A 26,629-nucleotide genomic window follows, 5' to 3' on the forward strand; every position below is an offset into this window, starting at 1 on the left:
TCTGCGCCTCTGCGGTTTTTTTAAACGAACCACAGAGACGCAGAGAGCGCAGAGGGAGGAGATTAATCGGCGATAATGGTGACTCGTCCTTGTGAGCCGTAGCCAACTTCACTTATATAAAGGTTGGGGTCGTGAAGTTCGGCGATGATGTTTTGTACTGACTGTTTGGCATCAAGCCTGGGGCTTAAGTCGATCGCACGAGTAAATACTTTTGGCCATTCCCATCTCAGAGTTTTGGTTAATCCGAATAAACCAGCGCCGATCGCACCGAAGTTGACTTTGTACTCTAAGCCGAAGGCTCCATCGAGGTGAGCAACTGTGCAGAAACAAGTACGTCCATGTTTTGCGGCTTCGTTTAGAGAGGGTTTGAGGTGTTTCGCCATCAAAAATACGTGCTTGACGATCGCCTTTTCTGATTCGTTATAAGAAATACTGCCGGTGTGATTTCCTACAAACATCGGATGTAGATGGATGAAGGCCCCAATCGCTCCGCAGTGAGATGCGATCGCTTGCAATTGTTGTTGAAGATGTTCTTCACTCAAGTTTGCTAAGGTGACGCGGGTTACTCCTGTAGGTAAAGGCGCTTGTTGGGCGATGAGCGATTGGGGGAAGCTGATAACTACTACTTTCCAGCCTTTCTCGATTAGGGATTCAGTTAATTTATAAGTGGTGAGGGAACCATCATCGGTGATTAAACCGATGTGTCCCTCTGGTAACGTGAAATCCAAGTAATCGGGCTGTGGTAGACTTCTGAGTTTGACGAGATGGCGCTGGATATTATGCTCTAGTTCATGTTCTAATTGGGGTGGCTGCTGTTGGACAAACTCAGGTTCAGACTTTTTTTTTTCACCTCCAGCCAACTGCTGTAGGTAATCAACTATTTGACCGATGGTGCGGAGGTCGCCGAGTTCTTCGATATTTGGCTTGGGTAAGTTGGGGTACGTTTCTTGCATCGCCCCTAAGATTTCTACCCGTTTGATGGAATCAATACCCAAGTCGGCTTCCATGTCCATTTCCAGTTCCAGCATCTCGACTGGATAACCAGTTTTATCGCTGGTGATGGCTAACAGGGTTTCACCTAAGTTTGCAAATTCATCACTTGTAGAGAGAGCAACTTCTGGTTCTGGGGTGAATGCGACAACTACGCTTGGTTCCGGTGCAATGACTACCTCAACTACTGGTGCAGCCTCTACTTGAACCTCGGCTGGTTGTTGTATTTCGTGAACTGCAATTTCTACAGAAACACTTTTGGAAGCGTGAGATTGCAGATACTCTACAACTTGACCGATGGTGCGTTTTTCTGACAGCTCCTCTAAATTGGGCTTGGGTAGGCTGGGGTACATTTCTTGTAGCGCCCCCAAGATTTCCACCCGTTTGATAGAGTCAATTCCTAAATCGGCCTCCATATCCATGTCCATTTCCAGCATTTCGACTGGGTAGCCGGTTTTGTCGCTGGTGATGGCTAAGAGGTTTTTATCCAAGTCAACAATATCGATGGTTGCGCCAGATACAGGTGCAGCAGTTGTGGTTGCTGGTTCTGGGGTGAATGCAACAACTTCGTTGGCTGGAGGTGAGCTAATTTTGACTACAACCTCAGCTTGGGGTTCTACTACTGGGGCAGGTGGCTCTACTGTCTCGACAGTTGCAAAGTGCGGTGTGGGTAGTAGAGACGCGATCGCTGGGGATACAGGAGTTTCAACTACAGCCTCTACAGCAGCCGGGAGAGGTTCTTGGGTAACATTTAAGCCGTTTTTAGCTATTGGCTCAGTTACAGGCAAAGGCTGGCTTTCTACTATCTTGGTAGTGGCGGGTACTGGTGCTTCTGTAGTAAACGGAGTGAAATTGCTGAGTTTCTCTGTTAGTTGGGTTGCTCCATCACCAGAGATGATTTGAGAATACTCTTGCTGGATGAGTTGGAAAAAGCTCTTAGTATATTCCAGCTGCTCTTGGAGATATTGCTCATGGATGCGTAGAGTTTCACCTTGTTGGGAATGAAACTGCATCATGCTACGCTCTAAGCTTTCCATGACAACGAGCTTCATTTTGGCAGTTTCGGCTGTTGATTTACTTTCACTCAACAAGGAATTCTGCTGCTGCATCAGTTGGAAAAACGCTTTAGCGTATTCCATCTGATGGTTGAGATAAGTACCGTGAACTTGTAAATTCTCAGCCTGATTTTCCTGGAACTGTGTCAGGAGATATTCTAAACTTGCTAAAAGTTGTTCGTAATTTGTAAGTTTTTCTGGTGTTGGTTGCATCTTAGATTCCTGGACTGGTTGTGACAGGGTAACAGGATTCATCTGTTGCTCTGGCTGGGTGATGATACTAGCAGTCACACCGTTCATTGCTGGGGTAAGTTTTTTATGTCCGTTAGTCTCTATCACTGCTACAGGTGGAGTTACACCGGGGCTACTAAATAAAGGAGCCACAGTTTCAGAATATTCAGGGGTGGGTAATGTGACTTTATGCCCATCCTGCAAAGCTAGAGCGAAGGCATTTTTCGTTTTTTCGGATCTGTAGTTGATGCCATTCAAACGCACATTTAATGTCTTCTTCGTCTCAATTGGCGGGATAGTTTGGGGAAGTTGGTAAGGATCGAGGTTATTCAAAGCCAGACCAATCACTCGCAACTGCACAACTGCTTCTCGCAAAGAGCGATCGCTATTCTTTTGAACGCTAGGGTTCAAAGATACGGTGATATGAGGGCGATCGCCAAGAATCTCTTTCACCAAGTTGCTCAGAATTCTCCTCGGCCCAAATTCCACAAAGCAAGTACCACCCGCCGCATAGATATTTTCAATTTCCTGCTTAAACAGCACTGAGTTAGAAAGGTGCGTTTCCAGAATCTTTTGAATACCTTGGGCTTCCTTGGGATACTGCTTACTGGTGACGTTGCTGTAAACAGGGATTTTCGGACTTTGGAATTTGACAGACTTGGTAGCGATCGCAAATGATTTTTGAGCAAAGGCGATTAGCGGTGTATGGAACGCTGCGGAAACAGGTAACAATACAGCTGTATATCCTTTCTCGTGCAAAATCTCTCTGACTTTTGCGATTTCTGCGGTAGGCCCAGCTAAGACAAATTGAGTGGGAGAATTTTGATTAGCGATCGCAACTTGCGGAAAATGCCTCAGCACTGCTTCCACTTTGCTGATGTCTTCTTTGACAGCCAACATACTTCCCGCATCATGATCTGGGTCTTCTGGAGCCGCCATTGCTTGACCCCTAGCTTTCACTAAGAACAAGTAATCTTCGGTACTCAAAACCCCCGCAGCCCATAGTGCTGTTAGTTCACCAAAGCTATGACCGGCAACAAAATCTGACTTAAATCCAGCTTGTTGCAGTATGCTGTACATCCCTGCACTCAACACCCCGATGGCTGGTTGAGCGTATTCTGTGCGTTGCAAGGCAGCAATTTGGACATTTTTTTCTGCCTCTCCAAACACAGGATGAGGGAAAACAATCTCTGAAAGTGGCTGCAAATTATCTTTGATTAACAGGCTATCCATATAACCATGCAGACGGCGCATCAAAGGGAAATTCATCACCAGTTCGCGTCCCATCTCCAGGTATTGCGAACCTTGTCCAGAAAATAGAGAGACAACTTTTCCGCCCAACTCCATACCAGAGGCGCGGTAATAAATCCCTTGGGGATGCTCCCAAGATGCTGCTGAACCTTTGAGTTTCAGCCAGTCAATGCTAGTTTGCAGAAACTTGCAAGCTTCTTCGAGATTTTCAGCTACAAACCCGAATCGGGGAGCAGAGAGGGGAATTTGTTGTGATTTGCACTCATTGACTAATTGTGAATAATGTGTAGGTGCTTCAGGCGATCGCAACTTACCTAAAATTTCTTCCGATTTGCTCAACAATTGCTCTACAGTAGGAGCAAACAACAGCACTTCACTAGCACCACTATGTAAGCGGTAAGCGGCGTTTTGGTCGGCTTCATATTCTTCCAAAACAACGTGATAGTTAGTTCCGCCAAATCCAAAGGAACTTACACCCGCGCGTCTTGGTGCTTCCCCTTCTGGACGAATCCAAGGTCTAGTTTCGGTATTCAAATAAAAGGATGAATTTTTAATGTTGAGTTTGGGGTTTGGCTCAGTAATGTTAATTGTCGGCGGTAATACTTTGTGATGTAAAGCCAAAGCAGTTTTAATCAAACTCGCCGCACCCGCAGCCGCTTTTGTGTGTCCGATTTGCGATTTCACACTACCCAAAGCGATGTGCTGCTTTTTGTCATCATGCACATCAAAGAAGTCTTTTAAAGAACCGAATTCTGTCGGATCTCCAGCCATTGTACCTGTACCATGTGCTTCCATCAAACCAACGGTAGCGGGAGAGAAGCCGGCATCTTCATAAGCGCGTTCTAAGGCTTTGACTTGACCTTCTTTGCGAGGAGCATAAATGCTCTTGTAACGTCCATCGCTGGAAGTACCAATACCTTTAATTACGGCATAGATTTTATCGTTGTCCCGTTCAGCATCTTCTAAGCGTTTGAGGACAATCATCCCGATACCTTCACCCAGCATCATCCCATCAGATTTAGCATCGAAAGGTTTGACATTTTCGCTAGGAGAAACAGCCGGTGTTTTGCTAAACGAGATGTAAGCCATGATGGTGTTATCGGTATCAACACCACCAGTCAGCATCATGTCAGAGCGATGCTCAACTAGCTCACTAATTGCCATTTTTAAAGCACCGAAGGAACTAGCGCAAGCGGCATCAACTACACAATTCATCCCGCCAAAGTTCAAGCGATTGGCAATTCTACCCGCGACTACGTTAGCTAACATTCCAGGGAAAGCATTCTCATCCCATTTCACGTAAGCGCTTTTGATTTTATCGACGATTTTTTTGGTATCTTCATCAGATAAACCACTGCTTTTAAGCGCTTTTTCCCAAATCGGATATTCCAATCTGGCAGAAAGTGGCATTCCTAATTGCTTGGCCATCGCCACGCCTAAGATTACACCAACAGTCTCGCGGCTAAACTCACGTTTTTCGCCATAACCTGCATCTTCCATCGCCTCTTTCGCAACCACTAAACTTAATAGTTGCGATACATCTGTGACTTCTAAAATGCTAGGCGGAATGCCGAACTCCATTGGGTTAAAATCTACTTCTGGAAGAAATCCGCCTCTTTTACAGTAAGTTTTATCTTCAGTAGTTCTGGGATTAGGATCGTAATAATCTTCGACACTCCAGTGAGTGGAAGGAACATCAGTAATACAGTCAATTTTATTGACAATATTTTGCCAGTATTCCCGTAAATTTCTGGCTTTAGGTAATAGAGAAGCCATCCCAACGATGGCGATAGGATTGTGTTGTAATTGTCTGTTAATTTTGTTAATTGACACTGATTTATCTGATTTGTCTGATTTCATGTTTTTTTCCTCTATAGACCTCATCACAGCCTTTTCACAATTATTGATAAGGCTTTCTAACTCCGCTAAGGCAGTATCAATTGAATAAGCAGACATAGGGCATAGTTAGTACTGTGGATTGTGTAGTTACAGTAATTTCTGTTGCCTACTAATTAATGGAAAACTCTGGTTTTGTAAGCAGTTAGCTATCTTATTTTTGCTAAATGCTTATCTCCAAATCGACACCACACGATACATACTGCCGGGGTAAAGCCTTATGTTTACAGGCGACTTTGGCACACTGCGTAGGCGTAGCCCGTCGTAGACATCACACAAAAATGTTATCCAACGCTAGACTCTTGAAATTGTCGCAATAGGTCAAAGACGTTGTTAAAACTGGTAAAATAGTCTTGGAGTGTAATAGCTGCTTGACCAGTCAATTTAATCCATTTGTAATGGTAAAGATTTTGAGTAATGGTATCCTACTGGAGTGATGGGAACTGAGGAGTAGCTAAGAGAACAGAAACGTTTTTTCACCCAAAAGCATTTGATTATCTAGGCTAACCACAGCAACATAGCTGTTGTTAATTACAACGTTCTGTATCTTGTTCAATGTCATAGCCAGTTTCAACGTCCGGGATAATATATTTTATGCTATTTTAACCAGGAAAGTTGACAAGCTTGTTACACAAAAGACACCACATTTAATCCGAATTTATGTAACTTAAACAAGTAATTAAACGGTTACAAGGTAATGACAAAGCAGTTATCTTTAGTTATTTTTAATTTAAAAATTTCAATTGAATAACTAGTTTGTATAACCACTTTAAAACATTGAATTAATAAAAACACTAGCATACTTTACAGAAACTAAATCATTTCTTTAAAGTTATTTTATAAACAAACATCCGCGATTACTGATGTTAATTTGGATAAAATTAAGCAGAAAAGTATAATTTATAACTCTATAAATGTGTGAAAGATTTTGTTATCTACGAGTTAGCCATAAATTTTTCCTGAATTAAGTTAACAATGCAAATCTGTTGTCTAATAAGTCACAATTCAATGAATACATAGATGAATTAAATAACTACAAGTAGATTTTTTCAGAGAAACATCATAATTTAATCAAAGTTTTTGGTTATTTTTCAATATAAGTCAAATTAAAAAGTAAAGCGGTTATTTATAAAGCAAATATTAATTTTTAGTATGTTACTTGATAAACATAATCATGATTGCATCAGTTAAAAGGACGGTTAGAAAGCTAGGGCGAATAGAATTTGCGGCTACTCTACAAGAACGCTAAGAGGATGTTTTCAAAGTCCTTTTGTCAGTATCAAAAGTTTTAGATCCCCCTAAATCCCCCTTAAAAAGGATCGAAAACCGCCTAAATTCACAGCGAAACACTTTTCAAACAACCTGCAACAGCAAACCCACAGAGTAATTTGCCTCCGCGGACTAAGAAAAATTGGGTGTTTTAAACCCACGGAGGTGGGTTTTGCCTGTGTAGACGCAGTTTTTACCTGCCCTTTTAACGTCCGTTAACTCACCAAAGGTATCACTTCATGCATTGAATTAGTAGAATCAAAAGCAATAATAATGTCTTATAGTACACAACCTTGTTAATAATAATCTGTTAGTAATATCAAATCTGCTTAATAGCTAACTATCTGTTGGTATTCAATTGCTATACAAGCGATTAGTGACAAGTAACTTTTTCAGCATCTAATCTTACTGTGATGAAATATTTTAGTGAGAGAATCAGGATTTATGCAAAGTTATTTGGTTGACAAAATTTACTTTTTACGACATAATTAATGACAAGTTTATCCCAATTCTTAGTTTATTCTTATTAGCGCTTCGTTGTTCTTAAAAGTTCAGTTTTCTGACTAGCGCTATTGTATTTTACGCTACGGGATTAGATATCAAATTAGGATATAACTTAGGAAGCTTTGAAGTAACACGCCATTAATTTTCACGCCACAATACTAAGTTTGGGCGGTAAAAGCGTACAACAATTCATATAAAACCAATTTAGACGCATCCACTTGATTAAGGTAGAAAACCTAGAGGAAAAGCCCTCTGGGTAATTTGCGGATGAGTCCATTGTAATCGACTAAATATAACCAGGATATCCCTTAAAAAAGCAGAATTGGAATGAAAATATGGCAGTAAATAAAGAAAGTCGATTATTCAGAAAACCCGTAGGCCGATCGCAACTAATTTTAGCAGCTTCTCTCACTTTAGCGGCTGGATTAATCGCTTTCTATAGTTTGACACCCTATTGGTCTAAACCGAAAGTTGTGACAGCGCCAGCCAACCCTCCAAAAGCTGCCACGCCTGCAAAAGTTGCTGTGACTGCCTTGGGACGTTTGGAGCCAGAAGGCGAAGTTACTACTTTGACGGCTCCTACTTCTAATAATGGGGTGCGAGTAGACAGACTGTTGGTAAAAGAAGGAGATACGGTTAAAGCAGGGCAATTATTAGCCTATCTCGAAAATTATGGTCGTTCTAGAACTGCATTGCAACAGGCTTTAGACCAACTGCAAGTTGCCAAAGCTAAATTAGCACAGGTGAAATCTGGAGGTAAAACGGGAGATGTGGATGCTCAAAAGGCTGTAATTGCCCGGTTAGAGCCACAATATAAAGGAGACGTTGCCACACAACAGGCGACAATCGACCGTATCCAGGCAGAAGTAGACAACGCTCAAGCCGAGAACAATCGCTATCAGCAATTATATAGACAAGGTGCGATCGCGGCTTCTGTAGCAGATACCAAAGCTTTGCAACTAAAGACTACACAACAGCAGCTAACGGAAGCCCAAGCTACCCTCAAGCGCACTCAAGACACATTCCAAGCACAACGCAAGCAAGCACAAGCACAACTCACTAGTATTAGCGAAGTGCGTAGCGTAGATGTTCAAGTCGCACAAACCGAAGTCAATAGTGCCACAACTTCTGTTCAACAAGCAAAAGCCGACTTGGATTTAAGTTATATCAAATCTCCCATAAATGGCAAAATTTTGAAAATTCACGCCAAAACCGGAGAAGTTATCAGCACCAACAAAGGATTTGCTGAGATAGGTAAAACATCTCAAATGTATGTGATTGCAGAGGTGTATCAAACCGATGTTCAAAAAGTGCGTGTAGGACAAAAAGCCACAATTACCAGCACTGCATTTACTGGAACAATAAAAGGAACTGTAAAAGAGATTGGTTGGCAAGTTGACAAGCAAAACATCTTCAGCCTCAACCCTGGTTCAGATACAGACCGCAGAATAGTGGAAGTGAAAATCTCCATCGATAATCCCGCCGATAGTGAAAAGGTCGCTCGTTTAACTAACTTACAAGTCGATGTCGCCATTCATATTTAGTCATAGGGCATAGGTCATTCACAAATGACCAATGACAAATAACATAGGCGGTTCTCTACGAGATGCTACGCGTAGCTTGCTTCCACGAAGTGGTACGCCTTCCCGCAGGGTATGACAAATGACAAATAATAAATAAATCCATGATTTTCAAAATTCCTTTAGCATGGCTACAGCTAGCCCAGCAAAAAGTTCGTTTATTAGTAGCTGTAGCCGGAATTGGTTTTATTGTGCTGCTAATGTTTGTGCAACTTGGTTTTCAAGATGCCCTCTATTCCAGTGCAACCGCAGTCCATCAGAATCTCAAAGGAGATTTATTTTTAGTTAGTTCGCAATATAAATCTTTGACCTCAAATCAAAGTTTTTCGCGGACTCGTTTATATCAATCTTTGGGGTTTGATGGCGTAGAGTCAGTTAGTCCCATGTATTTGCAATTTGCCAAACTGAAAAATCCGGCAACTGGTGAGAAATATTCAATATACGTTATTGGTTTCGATCCCGGTAGACCTGTAATGAACATCCCAGAAGTTGAGAAAAATTTAGATAAACTCAAAACTCCTGATGTCATGCTTTTTGACCGGGGTTCTCGCCCAGAGTTTGGCCCAATAGCTGAAAAATTTAATGCGGGGGAGACTGCACAGACAATTGAAATATTTCCCTTCAATTCATTAATTGGTTATCGAGTGAGAATTGGTGGCTTATTCACATTAGGCCCTTCCTTTGGTGTAGACGGAAATTTACTTGTTAGTGACTCCACTTTCTTGAGGATAAATCCCAATACTCGTCCAGCAGATATGATCGATATTGGTTTGATTTCCCTCAAACCTGGTACTAATCCAGAAACAGTACTGAAAAATTTACAAGCAAGTTTGCCTAATGATGTCCAAGTTTTTACCCGCCAAGGCTTCATTGATTTTGAAAAAAAATATTGGGCTGTCAGAACACCCATTGGTTTTATTCTTAACTTGATGTTGACAATGGCTGCGGTTGTTGGTGTAGTTATTGTTTATCAAATTCTTTACAGCAATATTGCTACACAGTTCGTTGCTTACGCCACTTTAAAAGCCATAGGTTATGCCAATAGCTATTTATTAAATGTGGTATTTCAGCAAGCTTTGATTTTGGCAATCTTAGGTTATATCCCAGGATTTATTACTTCTGTCTTGTTATATAGTTTTGCAGCAGAAGCAACTAAACTGCCAATAGTTATGACCACTAATAATGCAGTGATTGTCTTAACTTCAACAGTTTTAATGTGTATAACATCAGGAGCGCTTGCTATCAATAAACTCCGCTCCGCAGATCCAGGAGATATTTTCTAGCTGATGCCTAGCAGCAAAATTACTCAATTATTTTGCCGCGAGATAGACTGATAGCTAAGTATTAGTGCAGCCTCTCCACAGAAATTTTCTTCTTATACAATTTTAGATTTTAGATTAAAAGTATTTACCAATATTTAAATTTGGTATTACTTAAAGTCTTTTATCTAATAACTCAAATTCACCTATTTAACAATAATTACGATTTTATGAACCTCAAAGACAAAACTCTCCTAATTACCGGGATTAATGAATTTGTCGGTTTGCGTACAGCCGAGTTAGCCATAGCGCAAGGGATGAAGGTTCGTGGACTACAAAGTTCTACAGAACAGAACAAACAATTACATAATTTAGGTGTAGAGGTAATTATTGGTAGTATTACCGATTCTACTATTGCTCAAAAGGCTTGTCAGGGAGTAGATATCGTTTTACATACAGAGCAAATTGCCGAAGAAGCTGGTGCAATTAAGCATTTTCGTGATGTGAATGTTGGCGGTAGCGTCAACATAGCTAAAGCCGCTAAACAAGCTGGTGTCAAAACATTTGTACATTTATCCAGTGTAATGGTTTACGGTTTCAATTATCCTGATGGTGTTACAGAATCGGGGCCACTTTCTGGTGAAAATAATCCCTACTGTCAAACGAAAATAGAAGCTGAAACAGCAGTCTTAGAACTGAATAATCCTCCAGACTTTGGCATCATTATTATTCGAGCCGGAGATGTTTATGGCCCTGGAAGTATTCCCTGGATAGTTAGACCAATTCTGATGATGCGTCAAAAATTATTTGCTTGTGCCAATGATGCTAAAGGAGTAATCAATCATGTATATATAGATAACCTGATTGATGGCATCTTTCTCGCGATAGAAAAACAAATCTACGGTGAAATATTTAATATCACCGATGGACAAGAAACTTCGTGGAAAGAGTATTTTATGCGTTTAGCAGCAATGGAAGATTTACAAGCACCCCTTTCATTATCGAAAGATGAAATCAAATTGTTTCTAAAGCTACGCGTTCAAGGACAAAAACTCTTTCGGAAAAAAGTTGATATTTTACCAGAGTCTATAGATTTTATGACTCGTCCTTACGCTTGCTCCATTGCCAAAGCCCAAAATCTGTTAAATTACAAACCAGCAGTTGACCTAGAATTAGGTATGCAGCAAACACATGAATGGCTGCAAAAAACAGATATTCAAAGCTTGATGAAATAGTTCACAGATTTTTAGTAGTTAAGGAGTCAGGAGTCAGGAGTCAGAATGATTAGAAAATGAAAAATCTAGGAGACTCTTGATTTACTTGAAATGATTCAGCTTGGTATCAAAGTATCCTTAATCCTGACTCCTGAATTCTGACTTCCGAATTCTGAATTATTACGTTGCATCTACCTAACTACGATTAAGCGTAAACTAATCCACAGATTTTCCGAATACTTGTTTTCTATGAGTAGCAATCAGCCACGATTGAGCATCGGATTACCTGTATACAATGGTGAAAAATTTATCAAAGAAGCCATAGATTCACTCTTGGCTCAGACCTTTGAAGATTTTGAACTTATTATTTCAGATAACGCATCTACAGATAAAACCGAGGAAATTTGTAGAGCTTATGCCGAACAAGACCAACGTATTTTTTACTACCGCAATGACACGAATATCGGTTGTGCTGGTAACTTTAATCGCGTCTTGAAACTGTCTTCGGGTGAGTATTTTAAATGGGCAGCCTATGACGATCTACATTCTCCAGATTTTATCAAGAAGTGTGTTGAGGTGCTTGACCAAGATCCTACTATAATCTTGTGTCATTCCCAGGCATATTTCATTGATGAACAGGGGAATTTTATCCAAAATTACGATATCAAAGTCAAGGCAGATGCACTAAAACCACAGGAGCGCTTTCACGAATTGCTGACCAAACATTTATGCAATCAATGTTACGGGGTAATTCGCACTAGTGCTTTGAAAAAGATACCACCTATGGGTGGTTACGGTAATGCAGATGGAATTCTTTTGTTAAGACTTGGTATTCTCGGTAAGTTTTATGAAATCCCTGAATACCTGTTTTTCTTCAGAAGTCATCCGCAACAATCAATGAGTATGTTTTTCCCCAATTATTTGTTGTTAACAAATACAAATCAAAAATCATTCTTGAGTATGCTGCCTGATTTTTATGGGTATACAGTGTGGTTTGATTCAGCAAAGAAAGGACAAATTTTATTCCCACATTGGAGAATAATTTGGGAGTATATACTCTCTATATGGCGTAGTCCCCTGAGTTTGAATGAGCGGCTATGTTGTCATAGAAGTCTACAACAGCAGTTAAAAGGGACAGAATATCTTTTGCTGAAAGATTTGCTAAATGTGCTGCAAGTACTTTGGAAAGGTTGGAAAACAGTATTCGTTAAAGAAGAGCAAGTCATTCTTTGAAAGAACCAGTTTACAAATAAAAGCTGGCGAATGCAGCTTTCTATCAACCCCAAAATCACCTATTCTGACTACAAAATTATGCTGAAACTATCTCAACTATCTCATGTTTTGCTTGCTAGTTTAGTGAGCATCAGTTTTGCTAAAACAGTGAATGCAGAGCCAACTGCAACACTTAATGTTGTAGTAAATGGAATACATCACCAAAAAGGTGAGATTTGCTTCCGAGTTTATGCAAATGAAAAAGGATTTCCGATGAGTAGTACTAGTGAAGCTCAAAGTGGCTGCGCTAAGATTAATGGCACTTCTGTAAAAAAAGAATTCTCCGGTTTGAAACCTGGAACTTATGCTGTTGCTGTGGTTGACGATCAAAATGGCGATCGCAAACTCAATAAAGACTTTTTCGGTATTCCCAAAGAAGGTTTTGGGATTTCCAAAAATCCAACTGTGTCTATACAAACAGGTACACCAAAGTTTCGTGATGCCAGTTTTGTTGTAAACAAAAATACAACAGTAAACATCATCATGAAATATTCACTGGATTCGTAAAGGGAATGGGGAGTTAGGAGTTAGGAGGAGAGGAGGAGAGGAAAAATTATTCTCCTTGCCCTATGCCCAATCCCCAACCCCCAATTTCCAATCCATTATTCTGTCGGAGATGAGAAATTTAATGGAAGATTTGGCAATATTTCTGTCTAAGTCTTTGATGGGTTGGCTGGTTATTCAGGTGTGTTTTACGCTTGTCTTTATATGGTATCTGCGCTCGTCTAAAAAAAACTTATTACCAGACGATCAGTTACCCAAAACAGCAGTAATTCTTTGCTTACGTGGAGCCGATCCGTTTTTGCCTAGATGTTTGCGATCGCTCCTAAATCAAAACTATCCACAGTATGATTTAAAATTAATCGTTGATAGTCACGAAGATCCGGCTTGGAAAATCGCTAGTGAAACCATCACAGAGCAAGAAGCAACCAACGTTCAAATCAGTCCTTTGAGAATAGTACGTAACAGTTGTAGTCTCAAATGCAGTTCTTTAATCCAAGCTGTCCGAGAGTTGGATGACTCCTACAAGGTGGTTGCTTTAGTCGATGCTGATACTATAGTTCATCTGAATTGGCTCAGAGAATTAGTCAGTCCTCTAGGTGATGCGAAAATCGGCGCAACAACGGGCAATCGTTGGTACGTGCCAACAGGCAGTTATTGGGGTTCTTTAGTGCGGTACATCGGCAATGTATCCACAGTAGTGCAAATGTTTATCTTCCAGATTCCTTGGGGTGGAACTTTGGCTGTGAAAACAGAAGTACTTCGCCAAACAGAACTGTTAGATAAGTGGGGACAAGCTTTAGGCGAAGATTTTATGATGCACGACATCCTGAAAAAACATGGTTTTCAGGTAAAGTTTGTGCCTTCGCTACTAATAGTCAATCGTGAAGAGACTGATTTATTCAACTTAGTAGACTATCTCAAGCGCCTTATTCTTTTTTCTCGACTGTATCATCCCCGTTGGTTGGCTCTTGTGAGTGAAGCTGTTTCTAGCATTTTGTTTCCGACTTTACTGAGCGTGTTAGTTCTAGAGTCGTTGTTAGAGGCAAAATGGGAAGCTGCGGCTTTGTTGTTAGTCTGCTATGGAGTTTACACTGTCGGATTACTCTTGATAATGCTGGTGTTGGAATTAGAGATACAGCGAGTGGTTCGCTCTAATGACCAGGCGATGCCTACCGGCAAGGCGTTCCACGTCTACGCCAAATTATCAGCTGCTACAATCATTAAAATGTTGATTGGGATTCCCTTAACACAGTGGGTTTATGGGTTAGCGATGCTATCATCCCTGTGGACTTCAACAGTTACCTGGCGCGGTGTCAGCTATCGCGTTAAAGGGCCTTGGAATGTCCGCTTAGTGGAATATCGCCCTTATCAATGGTTGGATCAGCCTATTAATAGCAAGGTTTCTCTTTGAATTAAATCGCTAAATATCAACTAGGGCATGAAAGTTATTACACTAAACATTCCCTAGTCTTCAAATTATATTATCTTATATTTAGTAGAACTATATTAGCTATAACCCTTGTAAAAATATACGTTTATACTTGTTGATTGCCAAAGGTATTTACATTTTTAGCAAGGGTTTAGACAAATATATTAAGGGGAATTTTGACTTAGCATTTTGGATGTTTTTAGAGCTTATAACCCAGTTTTATATAAGGGTTTGCAATTGAGTCTACTTAATTCCCAATTTTTTCTCTACCTCTCTCTAACCATCTATTATTAGGAGAAAAAAGTGGAAAAACTTTTGTTGCTGTCAGGGGAGTGCCTCAAAGCATCTCTTCTAGAAGGAGAAAGTTCGGACTCTATTGCACACAAACTAGAAGCACTATAAACATCCACTTCAAAATCGAAAATTTCAGCTATTTGACAATGCGTAAATCCTTAGTCTAACTGTATGTGTGGGAATTTCTGAGCCAGACAATCAGAATGTTCATGAAACATTTGCTGCGTAAATCCTAAGTTAAAAACCAGCAATTTTGTGAAATATTCCCCTTTATTATGACTAAGCAAAAACTTCGCATTGCACTGTTTACAGGGTTGTACGCTCCTTTCTTAACTGGTGTTTCTGTTGCAGTTCACCAACGAGTTCGTTGGTTGCTAGAGCAGGGACATGAGGTTTTTCTAATCCATCCGCAAATTAACGATCGCTACCCCAAAAATGTTGGCGATCGCCCTATGGTAGGTTTAGAGGAAATTCAATCTTTCCCCAATTTCTCTGCTTACGCATTCCCCACAGAACCGCTGCTCTTCTATAAGTCTCTTCCTCAACCGTTGAACTATCGGCATTGGAGCGATACCAAGTTGCTGGAGAAATTCAAACCCGATATTATCGTGGTTGAAGAAGCAGCCCAAATGAGAGGTTTATACTCATTTTTCTTGCAAGGTTATGGTCGCCCTATCGGCACTCAATACGCAAAACGAACAGGCACGCCAATAATATCACTCTTCCACACAGATATCGTTGCGTATATCAAATATTATTTTGGAGACAGATTCTTCAATTTGGTTCGTCCCATCGTTCCCGTTTTAGTTAAGCAATTTAGTGAGTCTTATGACTTCAATTACTTCTCTTCTAAAGAGCAACTGACTAAATACGAAGAACTGAAATGCCAACGTGCTGAATACGTCGCTTATCAAGGTATCGATTGCGAAAAATTTCATCCGCGAAACATTTGTTACGACCCAATTCCCAACGATAACCGACCAACTCTGTTGTTTGTCGGACGCATCACACCCGAAAAGAATGTCAGCCAATTGCTTGATATCTTTCCAGTCATAGTTGCCAAAATTCCTGATGTTCATCTGGTAATTGTTGGTAGTGGCCCGCTAGATGAAGAGATCCGCGAACGTGCTAAAAAGTTTGGATCGAGTATTACTGTATGGGGCGAGTCTCATGGTACAGAACTTCTAGGTTGGTTTGCCAGAGCGGATGTTTTTATTAATCCCTCCGTCACCGAGAACTTCTGCACTACAAATAACGAAGCATTAGCATCTGGAACTCCTCTGGTTGCTGTTGTTGCGCCGTCAACTTCAGAACAGGTATTTCCTGGTCGTAACGGCTTCCTTGCCCAACCTAACAACCCTACAGACTTTGCCCAAAAGGTAATTGCGATTCTGGAAAATCCCGATTTGAAAGCAGATATGACCAGACACGCTCGCCCCTCTATACTCGAATTTGATTGGTCGGCATGTATGCAGAAATTTGAACACAAACTTTACCAAATCATTGAAGGAGCGCAGAAGGTTGAGGTAAGTACAAGCAGTATAAGACGATAAAAATCACAAACAGATCGCTAGTATTTACAGTACTAGCGATCGCTACTGCAACTTTTTGCACCAACGAGTTTTAGGATGATTAAACACATCCGACTTGCATTCTTGTCGTTTTAGCTAGCAGAAGTTGTGAGTTCATGATTTATCGAGGTCTTTATCATTAAATGCGATCGCCTTTCAAAATCAGTCAAGTGGGGTTGTAACTATGTTGTTAGACCTCCAGCTTGAAAAATCTGTTCGACGGTTAAATTCAATTCCGGGAAAGTAGGTGAGATAATGCTTACAGCAGTTTTCTTTTGCATGAGGTACAAAGTCACTGGTTTTGAGGCAGGAGGCAGGAGGCAGAAGGCAGGAGGCAGGAGGCAGGAAGCAGAAGAATAATTTGGTTTGTGAATTCTTGGTTCTGTACCTCATTTAGTTGCAAACTGCTGTACTTTACCGCTACAGGCATCGCTACCTCGAAACTGCTTGACTTGGTATTCTCCTTCAACTAATGAGTAAATCCAGATAGTTGGTTGTTTAGGATTGCCTATAAACCGCTTACCACCTAAAGCTGCATAATCTATAATCCAGTATTCAGGAATGCCTACTGCCTCATAGTCTGCCACTTTTTTTAAATAATCATCTCTCCAGTTGGTACTTACTACCTCAACTACTAAAGGAATTGATGCTGCTTGGCTAATAGTTGATTCTTTTTTCCACAGAGGCTCATTTACTAAATTAGTCCGATTTAATATCAGCACATCTGGAGAATAAGCTGATTGACCTTCCAATGGTTTAATAAACGCTGTTTTAGGAATGAAGTAGGGAAGTTTTAGCCTCTTAATTTCGGCAGATATTTCTAGTGCCAAAAATCCAACGACCTCTTCATGGTCGCCTGTTGGTGGTGCCATCTCAACAATTACTCCATCATGCAGTTCATAACGTTGTTGCGAATTTTCTGGATACCAAGCGATGAATTCATCGAATGTTACTAGTTTACGTAAGGCTTGAATCATAATTTATCGCCCTCAGCACTTGGTTTCGGTCATGCCGCACCCTTGCCTCTGTCAGTTGGAAGAGGCTACTGACGTGCGGTTTCTAATTCTACAATTGATGCAATCTGGTTTTAGTACTCCGCCACCCATGCAAAATCGGCATAGTAAACAATCCCCACGCCAAACCTGTAATTAACCCAAAAGGCGTAACCAGATAGTTATTAAAACTCCACCAACCAAAAACCTGCGCTGCCAATTCCAAAGGATAAGCCATCATCAGCACACTTGCTAAAGCAGCACCACTCCAGCCATACTGACTTAACCAGTAAAATCCCTTACCACCAGTTACGCCATACAGCAGACGAGTAATTAGCAAACCCGTGACAGTGCCGTAGCAGCGCATACACACAGCCATAATAAACGGTGGTGCTAAATCTAACCCCATATCTGGTTGCGGACAGACATGATTACCCATGAAATAAATGATGTCCGCAATTCCAGGAAGCAAAGACACTCCAGACGCAGCCAAAAAGGGAGCGATAGGCGGGCCAAAAACCATCCCTACCAACAAGAAATCAGCGATAAAACTGACCCAATTAATCTGCAACTCTTCACTGAAAGCTACTCTTGTCATTTCCCTTTGTCTGCGTCTTTGCGTCTACGTTTCCTTAACCTACCTTATTTACATAAGGACTTGTCAACTTATCCAACTGCTGAATCAACAGACTGAGGAACAATCCCACATCTGTCACTACACCCACTGATTCTACAGAACCGCGATCGCTTAACTTAGTCACCACGGCTGGATTAATATCCACACACACCATTTTCACACCTGCCGGGGTCATATTCCCCACCCCAATTGAGTGCAGCATTGATGACAGCATCAAAATCATCTCTGCACCTTCTAGATGTTTGGCATATTGCTCCTGTGCTTGAATCAAATCCATTACGGTATCAGGTAAAGGCCCGTCATCTCGAATCGATCCCGCAAGCACAAAAGGTACATTATTGTGGACACATTCATACATCACGCCACTTTTAATTGCTCCCGCTTCCACAGCTTTGGGAATGCTGCCATAACGGCGGATACTATTAATTACCTTCAGGTGATGGCGGTGTCCACCACGAACGGCGACACCCCGCTTCATGTCTACACCCAAGGAAGTGCCCATGATATTTTGCTCAATGTCGTGAACTGCGATCGCATTTCCACCCAGCAACGCCTGTACATATCCTTCTCGAACCAGTTGCGCCAGGTGTTCGCCGCCACCAGTGTGAATCACTACCGGCCCAGCCGTGACAACTACTTTACCACCAGCATCACGGATTTTACGTAATTCCCAAGCCACTTGTTCAACGACTAATTCCACGCGCCGTTCGCTGGAAACTCCCGCCGACATAAAGCTGAATTCTTGAGTGCTGCGGACTTCACGCGATTCAGTTTTACGGATGGTGCGGATACCTAAAACGTCTACAATTACCTGTTCGCCAACTTTTAAATCGCGCAGTATTTTACACCGAGCAACTAAACCTGTAGGAGTTTGAGTAATGGCGATCGCTCCATCCATTCGCTGATTTTCTACCTTCACCCACTGACCATTAATTCGCACCTCGGTGGGATAAATGGTACTGACATAGAAATCATCAGGTGCAACACCATCTTGAATTACCGGCTCCAGCTTGGCATCTCGCTCATCATGGGGTAAATCTACAGCACCCAAATCAATCAACATTGAGATGATTTCTTCCATCACCTCATGAGATGGTGCTGATACCTTCACCTCTGCGGCTGAGGTACTTTGTCGTTGTTCTCCCAAGTTGAAATTCAGGACTTGGAAACTTCCCCCGGCATCTATAATCAAATCCAAGGCGCGGTTGATTAACCCAGCATCGAGCAAATGTCCTTCCATCCGAATGACGCGGCTTTCTACCGAGACATTGGCATGAATTTCATCTCGAACTGGTTCTGTAACCCGCAGAGTTAAGCATTTAGCCGCACCACCAGCTTTGAGAAATTCCGTTAGAGGTGTTTCCAGCACTTGGAAACCTACATCTGCAAGGCGGGTTTTCAAAGCATCACTCGCCTTGTTCATGATGACGATGCTATCCACATTCACCGTATTACAAGCGAAGTTCAGTGCATCGGCTTCTTCAATGGCGATCCGCTTTTCTGGCGCGACTCGCATTTCAATTAAGCGGTTGGAGTAAGAATCAAAAGCACCGGGATAGTAAAGCAAATAGCCATTTGCTAGGGGACAAAAACAGGTATCCAAGTGATAGAAACGTTCGTCTATTAATCGCAAGGATAGCACCTCAATATCCAGCCATTTAGCCAGATAAGGATGAGAATCTAATTCCGAGCGGAAACCGTATCCCGCCCATAACCAGCGTCCTTCCCGATCTAGTAGTGCGTCTCCTGCTCCCTCAAAGGGTAAATCTTTGGGAAGTTCATTGACTGTATAACCATTTGCCTCAAACCATTGTTTGAAGAAAGGCTCCTCTCCCTGACGTTCTTTGTGCAAAAAGCGACTGAGGACGACATTATCGCCTAGTACTAAGCCAGCATTGGCGGTAAAAACCAAATCAGGCCAGCCTTTTTCCGGTGGTACTAAATCTACAATGGCGTGTTGTTTAAGGATTTGATGTAGTCCCTGCCACTGTTCCACGGCGCGATCGCGCGATGACTTGTGAATATTCCCTTCCATCCAAGGATTAATCACATAGTCCACATCGTAGTGGTCAGGAGGGCACATTAAAAAGCGAATCCGGGAAGTCATAAAAATCTTACAAGCGTTTTATATGCTACAAGCTTACTTTGAATACAGACTTTTGTTTTTTTACAGGTAAAATCTGCTACTAAAGCTTCTATCTTTTGAGAGTTGAAGACTTTACCAAGCCTTCGCTATCAATTCTATTACTGGAACATGGTAATAATACCAATTCAAAATTCCAAATTCAGAAAGCCTGATTTAATTTGGGTTTCCAGGAAAGTGAGGCAGGTGAAAACACCGTTAAAAGCAGTCAATATTTGGTGGCGATCGCTCTTTTGACTTTTCACGGCATCTAGAAAACCTCTCTCCTTTTAGGCTACGGTGTACACAAATCGAAAAACCAACTCCACATGAGCTTTAATTTGGGGTTGTGCGTTATTGACTAAAGTCCTAACGCACCGAAAATCTCTAATGGTGCGTTACGCTAACGCGATAACACACCCTACTGGTGTGTCAAGACTAAATTTGTGCATTAGCAAATTCTTGTGGGATGGGCTTCTAGCCCGTCCTAATTGGCGGGCAAGATGCCCGCCCCACAAGAAAATTTATGCAACATTTTAGTCTTGTCACGCCACTACAAAACTACTAATGACCAATGACTAATCAAGCAGTCACTATATAAGACGAATTGATCGCTGCTACACGCCCAGCATCTACCAATGCTTGATACACGATCGCCGCTACCTCACCGCGTGTAGCATCGCGGGTAGGATTGAGTTGTTTCAGGTTTGGGTAATTGACGATAATTTCCTTGTCTATAGCTTTTGCTACCTCATCCTTGGCATATTCAGGAATCTTGGCTTGGTCATCGAAAACTTTGATAGTTGCCGTACCATCACTAGATAACCCCAATCCATTTACCAGAGAGACAATCACTTGCACGCGCTGAATATTTTTATTAGGACTAAAGGTATTGTCAGGAAAACCAGAGAGAAATGAACCTTGATATGCCTGCTGAATTACCTTGGATGCCCAGAAGTCTGCTGGTACATCTTTGAATTTGATCGCTGCACGGTTTGGTAGTGGGTTGAAAGCTTTTACCAGTATTGCCGCGTATTGTGCGCGTGTCATCGTCGCATCGGGTTTAAATGTGCGATCGGGAAAACCATTAACTATCCCCAATTTGACTAATTCCCGAATAAACCCACCTGCCCAATGATTTGCAATATCGGTTAATTCAATTGTTGGGGTTGGGGTCGGAGTTGGCGTTGGAGTTGGAGTTGGTGTTGGAGTTGGTGTTGGAGTTGGTGTTGGAGTTGGTGTTGGAGTTGGCGTTGGTGTCGGTGTCGGTGTCGGTGTCGGTGTCGGTGTTGGAGTTGGTGTCGGTGTTGGAACCGAACTATCTGCAAACTCTATGTTTCCGGCGACTTTAGACACATCTATTTTATTTCCTAGAGAAATCAGCTTATTGGAACTGACATTTTGCAAATCAAATTTACCGTTATTGCGTAGAGTATTGCCCCCTGGACTATTGATACTGCCGATATCCGGTAGAGCTGTTCCAATTACTGTGATCCCATCATCAGTATTATTTTCGCTGACATTATTACGTAATACGGGACGGGCACTACCAGAGATAACAATCCCAGAACGGTTTTCATAGATTCTGTTATCTCGAAGGATAGGTGATGCAGTATCACTAATGGCAATGCCAAAACCTGTTTTGAAGTAGGTATTATTTTCAATTTGACCTTTAGAATTTTTAGCGATCGCAATTCCATTAGCTGCATTCTCACTGAACACATTACCTAGAATCACTGGGTTAGCATCGCCTGTAGCAAATACTCCCTCCCGCTTATTGTTGATGAAGGTGCTATTAGCAACAGTAGGGGCAGTTGATTCAATCCAGACACCACTACCACGGCTAGCTAAATTTGTTACAGTCACTCCTCGGAGTTCAGCTTTATCCAGCAGTACAAATGTGACATTCTGACCAGCAAAAGTACGGCTCAGGTAACTACCACTTCCTTCAATTAAAATACCATTGCCTTTATTGGCTTCATTACCCACCACTGTTACGCCAGATGGAATCGTTAACGGAAAGACTTCACCGCTAGCAGCATTGTAATTACCATCTGCTAGTTGAATCTTGGTATCAACAGTCGCTACCTTGAGGGCTTGCGTAATAGTTTTGAAGGGGGCTTGTTGAGTACCTGGGTTGGTATTGCTGCCTGATACTGGATTTACGTAAAAAGTTTGAGCCATATTTATACTTTCATAAAATACATAGCTATCCTAGCGCTAACTATGAAAGTAAGTAGCGTTTGATGCATTAAGTAACTTTAAGTACTTCTCAGTGCAAAGTTAAAAACTTATGCAGATGCTTTTGGGTTTCACTAGTACTTGATTAATTCAAAAGGGTAGGACGTGAGGAGTTAGAAGTTTGAGGTTCAAAGGTGGATGAACGGAGTTCAAAGGTGGATGAACGGAGTTCAAAGGTGGATGGACGGAGTTCTGAGACGGATGGACGGAGTTCTGAGGCGGATGAATCCAGTTTAAAGGTGGATGAACGGAGTTCTGAGGCGGATGAATCCAGTTCAAAGGTGGATGAACGGAGTTCTGAGGCGGATGAATTCAGTTCAAAGGTGGATGAACGGAGTTCTGAGGTGGATGAACGGAGTTCAAAGGTGGATGAACGGAGTTCTGAGGCGGATGAATCCAGTTCAAAGGTGGATGAACGGAGTTCTGAGGCGGATGAATTCAGTTCAAAGGTGGATGGACGGAGTTCTGAGGCGGATGAATTCAGTTCAAAGGTGGATACACAAGATTCTAGCTTTCTCTCTGTTTAAGAACCTACGGTGTACACACATCTTTGTATAAAACCAAAATCGTTGAAGATCCCCCTAAATCCCCCGATAAATTGGGGGACTTTGACTCTGGTTCCCCCTTTTTTAAGGGGGGTTAGGGGGGATCTAAACGCTGGGAGGCAACTCTCAAAGACTTGTGTATACACCGTAGGTTTAAGAACGGGCTACCTTAACAGATAAATTCCGTTAACCTAAACGTATTGCTCTATACAAACATTAAAACGATAAAAAGAAACAAGGCAGATATAGAAGACAAAGAAGAAAATTTTATCTTATCCTCTTTGTCTCCCTTGTTTCCCTTATCTCCTTTTAATAAGGCCACTTCCAATCGCGAATTTCCGGCACATCGTCGCCGTACTTCTGAATGTAATGCTTGTGTTCGATCAGTTTCTCTTGCATGTGCTGTTTGACATAAGCTGCCTTAGATCCTAGTTTTGGCACGCGATCGATTACATCAATTACCAAATGGAAGCGATCTAAATCGTTGAGAACAACCATGTCAAAGGGGGTGGTGGTAGTTCCCTCTTCCTTGTAGCCACGCACATGGATGTTTTTATGATTAGTGTGGCGATAAGTTAGGCGATGAATTAGCCAGGGATAGCCATGAAAGGCAAAGATAACGGGTTTGTCGGTGGTGAAAATTGTGTCAAAATCTTTTTCACTCAAACCGTGGGGATGTTCGGTTTTTGGCTGTAGTGTCATCAAATCGACTACGTTCACTACCCGCACTTTTAAATCTGGGAAGTGTTGACGCAGGATGTCTACAGCCGCCAAGGTTTCTAAGGTGGGAACATCCCCAGCACAAGCCAGCACTACATCTGGTTCGCCGCCTTGGTCGCTGCTTGCCCATTCCCAAATGCCGATGCCTTTGGTGCAATGCTTGATGGCTGCATCTATGTTGAGATATTGCAATGCTGGCTGTTTACCAGCAATGATGACGTTAACATAGTTGCGGCTTTTTAGACAATGGTCAGTTACCGACAATAGAGTGTTGGCATCGGGCGGCAAATAGACGCGAACAATCTCGGCTTTTTTGTTAATTACATGGTCGATAAAACCGGGGTCTTGGTGAGAGAAACCGTTATGGTCTTGTCGCCAAACATGAGAGGTGAGTAGGTAATTGAGGGAAGCGATTGGTCTACGCCAGGGAATATGTTTGGTGGTTTTCAACCATTTGGCGTGTTGGTTGAACATGGAATCGATGATGTGGATGAATGCTTCGTAGCAAGTGAAGAACCCATGACGCCCGGTGAGGAGGTAGCCTTCTAACCATCCTTGGCAAGAAGTTTCGCTGAGAACTTCCATTACCCGACCATCGGGGGAAAGGTGGTCATCTTCGGGGTAAATCTCAGCTACGGAAACTCTGTCAGTAACTTCTAGTACAGGGTCTAAACGATTCGATGCTAATTCGTCGGGGGCGAAGATACGGAAATTGCGACTTTCTTGGTTAAGTCGCATAATATCCCGCAGGAATTTGCCGGTTACTTTGGTCGCTTCTGCGATCGCTTTCCCTGGTTCAGAGACATCTACAGCATAGTCTTGAAAGTTGGGCATTTTCAGGTCATGCAGCAAAATACCGCCGTTAGCGTGGGGATTGTCACCCATGCGTCGATGCTTTTTCGGGGCGAGTTCTGCTAGTTCGGGAATCAGTTTACCGTTAGCGTCGAAGAGTTCTTCTGGCTTGTAACTCTTCATCCAATCTTCTAGAAGTCTCAGGTGGTCTGGCTGTTTGGCTATGTTGCCAAAGGGAACTTGATGCGATCGCCAATAATCTTCGGTTTTTTTACCATCTACTTCCTTGGGCCCTGTCCAACCTTTGGGGGTTCTCATAACAATCATCGGCCACTGGGGACGTTTGGTGAAACCATGTACGCGGGCTTCCCTTTGGATACTTTGAATTTCGGCGATCGCTGTTTCTAGAGTCGCCGCCATCTGCTGATGGACATCTGCGGGATCTTCACCTTCAACAAAGTATGGTTTGTAGCCATAACCTATAAATAAACTCTCCAACTCCTCACGGCTAATCCGTGCCAGCATCGTTGGGTTAGCAATTTTATACCCATTCAGGTGCAAAATGGGAAGCACAGCACCATCACGTACAGGGTTAAGAAATTTGTTGGAATGCCAGCTAGTTGCTAAAGCACCTGTTTCGGCTTCACCGTCACCAACAACAGCAGCAACAATTAAGTCAGGGTTATCAAAGGCAGCACCATAAGCGTGAACGAGGGCATAACCTAATTCGCCGCCTTCGTGGATCGAACCAGGGGTTTCCGGTGCTACGTGACTGGGAATACCACCGGGGAAAGAGAACTGTTTGAAGAGTTTCTGAATTCCTTCAGCATCTTGGGAGATGTTGTGATAATACTCAGTGTAAGTGCCTTCTAAGTAAGTATTGGCTACTAATCCAGGGCCTCCATGACCGGGGCCAGCAATGTATATTGTGTTGAGGTCATATTTTTTGATGACCCGATTCAAGTGAACATAGATTAAGTTCAGCCCTGGCGTTGTTCCCCAGTGCCCCAATAGTCTGGGTTTGACGTGTTCCAGCTTTAGGGGTTCTCTTAGTAGCGGATTGTCGAGTAGATATATTTGCCCAACGGAAAGATAGTTAGCTGCACGCCAGTAGGCGTTTATCTTTTGTAATTCTTCATCAGTTAAAGGCTTTGTTTGTGGAGTCGTTGCTAATGTCATTATCGACACTCCATTACAAAAAGGATTTTGGCGAACTCATCAGTAAGTAATTATACTTTTTTTCCAGATGATGGCCATCTACCCATGATGAATTTTTTCCGCCTTCTTGACTAAATTCCTTGCTTCTACACAAGATGGAAAGTGATGTCTACATGTCCTGATACTTAAAAAATAGATACACAGTTACTAAACTTTTGGCGATCGCCCGATAACTTTCAATATCTAAGCGATTAAACAGACACCCATAATGCATATTACCCCATTCAGATGTGCAAGGGTTTTCTGTGCCTTATACTGAAAAAGACTGCGCCTATTTAGAATTGGATGATTTGGAAAATTCAGGTCGTAGCGATCGCGCACATTGAGAGCGCTGGTAGTGGAGATTACAAAGCCATTGGCATACATACCTGTGCGGATGGGGGGTTAAATTATGGAAGTGGACAGACTTCCATAGCTTGAATCAAGCCCTGCGCAATGGTGAAACGATGACCGACGTGCTCATCGGCAAGAACGGCTCTAGCCAGGTCGCGCACGACCTGATGCACTTCGACCAAGATACGCCCGGACTCTTCCGAGTGAAAAGTCACCGGCTCCACGTGCGGGTTGATCTCGCTCCATTGCTCCGTCCAGTAAGCGCGGACTCCTTCATGGCCAAGGGCAGAACCGCCTTTGAATGCTTTCGGCCAAGCCACGTCCGGAGTCATGAGGGCGAGGGCGGCGTCAATGTCCCGCGCGTTAAAGGCCGCGTAGGCCGCGCGGAGCAGTTCGATTTCTGGTGTAGGTTGATCTGGCATAAGCGGTGTGGTGAAGGATACGCAGTAGGGCCTAACAATTACAGCAGTTTTCTTTTGCATGAGGTACAAAGTCACTGGTTTTGAGGCAGGAGGCAGGAGGCAGAAGGCAGGAGGCAGGAGGCAGGAAGCAGAAGAATAATTTGGTTTGTGAATTCTTGGTTCTGTACCTCATTTAGTTGCAAACTGCTGTAAAGGAGCCATCCAACGGGCAAAATGCGATTTGGAGTTGGCGAAGTTTTGGGGCTATATCTGGTGAAAAGCTACTTTCTATCTGCGCTTCTTCCCACC

General features: G+C 42.4%; 15 protein-coding genes and 1 pseudogene. 8 read left to right on the forward strand and 8 right to left on the reverse strand.

The genetic code is table 11. From position 1 onward, the window contains the following. Positions 1-62 precede the first annotated feature (62 nt). Both ACM0OX_RS12775 and ACM0OX_RS12780 read right to left on the reverse strand, forming a co-directional pair. A complete protein-coding gene (locus tag ACM0OX_RS12775) occupies positions 63-5,483 on the reverse strand; it encodes a beta-ketoacyl synthase N-terminal-like domain-containing protein (protein ID WP_414515232.1) in 5,421 nt (1,806 codons plus the stop codon). Between the two features lie 224 nt (positions 5,484-5,707). Beyond that, positions 5,708-5,985 (reverse strand): annotated as a pseudogene (locus ACM0OX_RS12780) (hypothetical protein). Between the two features lie 1,546 nt (positions 5,986-7,531). Between ACM0OX_RS12780 and ACM0OX_RS12785 the strand changes: the two are divergent. From ACM0OX_RS12785 to ACM0OX_RS12815, 7 genes are all read left to right on the forward strand, one after another. Next, positions 7,532-8,740 (forward strand): ABC exporter membrane fusion protein, encoded by a 1,209-nt coding sequence (locus ACM0OX_RS12785; RefSeq protein ID WP_414515233.1) that lies wholly within the window; start codon positions 7,532-7,534, stop codon positions 8,738-8,740. Positions 8,741-8,880: 140 nt separating this feature from the next. After that, positions 8,881-10,059, forward strand: coding sequence for an ABC transporter permease DevC (gene devC / locus ACM0OX_RS12790; protein WP_292737290.1), 1,179 nt, complete (start codon positions 8,881-8,883; stop codon positions 10,057-10,059). A gap of 206 nt (positions 10,060-10,265) precedes the next feature. Further along, a complete protein-coding gene (locus ACM0OX_RS12795; RefSeq protein WP_414515234.1) occupies positions 10,266-11,270 on the forward strand; it encodes an NAD-dependent epimerase/dehydratase family protein in 1,005 nt (334 codons plus the stop codon). Positions 11,271-11,498: 228 nt separating this feature from the next. Continuing rightward, complete coding sequence (locus ACM0OX_RS12800) at positions 11,499-12,482, forward strand: glycosyltransferase family 2 protein (RefSeq protein WP_414515236.1); 984 nt, start codon at positions 11,499-11,501, stop codon at positions 12,480-12,482. A gap of 78 nt (positions 12,483-12,560) precedes the next feature. Then, positions 12,561-13,028 carry a DUF2141 domain-containing protein gene (locus tag ACM0OX_RS12805; protein WP_414515238.1) on the forward strand — a complete coding sequence of 156 codons (468 nt, stop codon included), beginning with the start codon at positions 12,561-12,563 and terminating at the stop codon, positions 13,026-13,028. Between the two features lie 121 nt (positions 13,029-13,149). Further along, a complete protein-coding gene (locus ACM0OX_RS12810) occupies positions 13,150-14,436 on the forward strand; it encodes a glycosyltransferase (protein ID WP_414515270.1) in 1,287 nt (428 codons plus the stop codon). A 587-nt stretch (positions 14,437-15,023) separates the two neighbouring features. After that, positions 15,024-16,301, forward strand: a complete 1,278-nt coding sequence (locus ACM0OX_RS12815) for a glycosyltransferase (protein WP_414515240.1) — start codon at positions 15,024-15,026, stop codon at positions 16,299-16,301. Positions 16,302-16,708: 407 nt separating this feature from the next. Here ACM0OX_RS12815 and ACM0OX_RS12820 read toward each other — a convergent pair whose 3' ends face one another. The 4 genes from ACM0OX_RS12820 to ACM0OX_RS12835 form a co-directional block, all read right to left on the reverse strand. Continuing rightward, the gene (locus tag ACM0OX_RS12820) at positions 16,709-17,296 is read right to left on the reverse strand and encodes a Uma2 family endonuclease (RefSeq protein ID WP_414515242.1); all 588 of its coding nucleotides are present in this window, start codon (positions 17,294-17,296) and stop codon (positions 16,709-16,711) included. An 88-nt stretch (positions 17,297-17,384) separates the two neighbouring features. Beyond that, positions 17,385-17,909 (reverse strand): DUF2085 domain-containing protein, encoded by a 525-nt coding sequence (locus ACM0OX_RS12825; RefSeq protein ID WP_414515244.1) that lies wholly within the window; start codon positions 17,907-17,909, stop codon positions 17,385-17,387. 34 nt (positions 17,910-17,943) lie between these two features. After that, on the reverse strand, positions 17,944-20,055 hold the full coding sequence (locus tag ACM0OX_RS12830) for a TIGR00300 family protein (protein WP_414515246.1): 2,112 nt from the start codon (positions 20,053-20,055) through the stop codon (positions 17,944-17,946). 597 nt (positions 20,056-20,652) lie between these two features. After that, positions 20,653-22,254: a DUF1565 domain-containing protein gene (locus tag ACM0OX_RS12835; protein ID WP_414515247.1), complete on the reverse strand. Its 1,602-nt coding sequence runs from the start codon at positions 22,252-22,254 to the stop codon at positions 20,653-20,655. A gap of 191 nt (positions 22,255-22,445) precedes the next feature. Here ACM0OX_RS12835 and ACM0OX_RS12840 point away from each other — a divergent pair, with 191 nt between their 5' ends. Further along, positions 22,446-22,838: a hypothetical protein gene (locus ACM0OX_RS12840; protein ID WP_414515248.1), complete on the forward strand. Its 393-nt coding sequence runs from the start codon at positions 22,446-22,448 to the stop codon at positions 22,836-22,838. 327 nt (positions 22,839-23,165) lie between these two features. On the opposite strand, the gene ACM0OX_RS12845 is transcribed toward ACM0OX_RS12840, so the two are convergent. Beyond that, a complete protein-coding gene (locus tag ACM0OX_RS12845; RefSeq protein WP_414515250.1) occupies positions 23,166-25,547 on the reverse strand; it encodes a phosphoketolase in 2,382 nt (793 codons plus the stop codon). A gap of 428 nt (positions 25,548-25,975) precedes the next feature. Then, positions 25,976-26,341: a nuclear transport factor 2 family protein gene (locus ACM0OX_RS12850; RefSeq protein WP_414515251.1), complete on the reverse strand. Its 366-nt coding sequence runs from the start codon at positions 26,339-26,341 to the stop codon at positions 25,976-25,978. Positions 26,342-26,629 lie beyond the last annotated feature (288 nt).

The organism is Nostoc sp. PCC 9305 (genome assembly GCF_963920915.1).
Taxonomy (GTDB): Bacteria; Cyanobacteriota; Cyanobacteriia; order Cyanobacteriales; family Nostocaceae; genus Nostoc.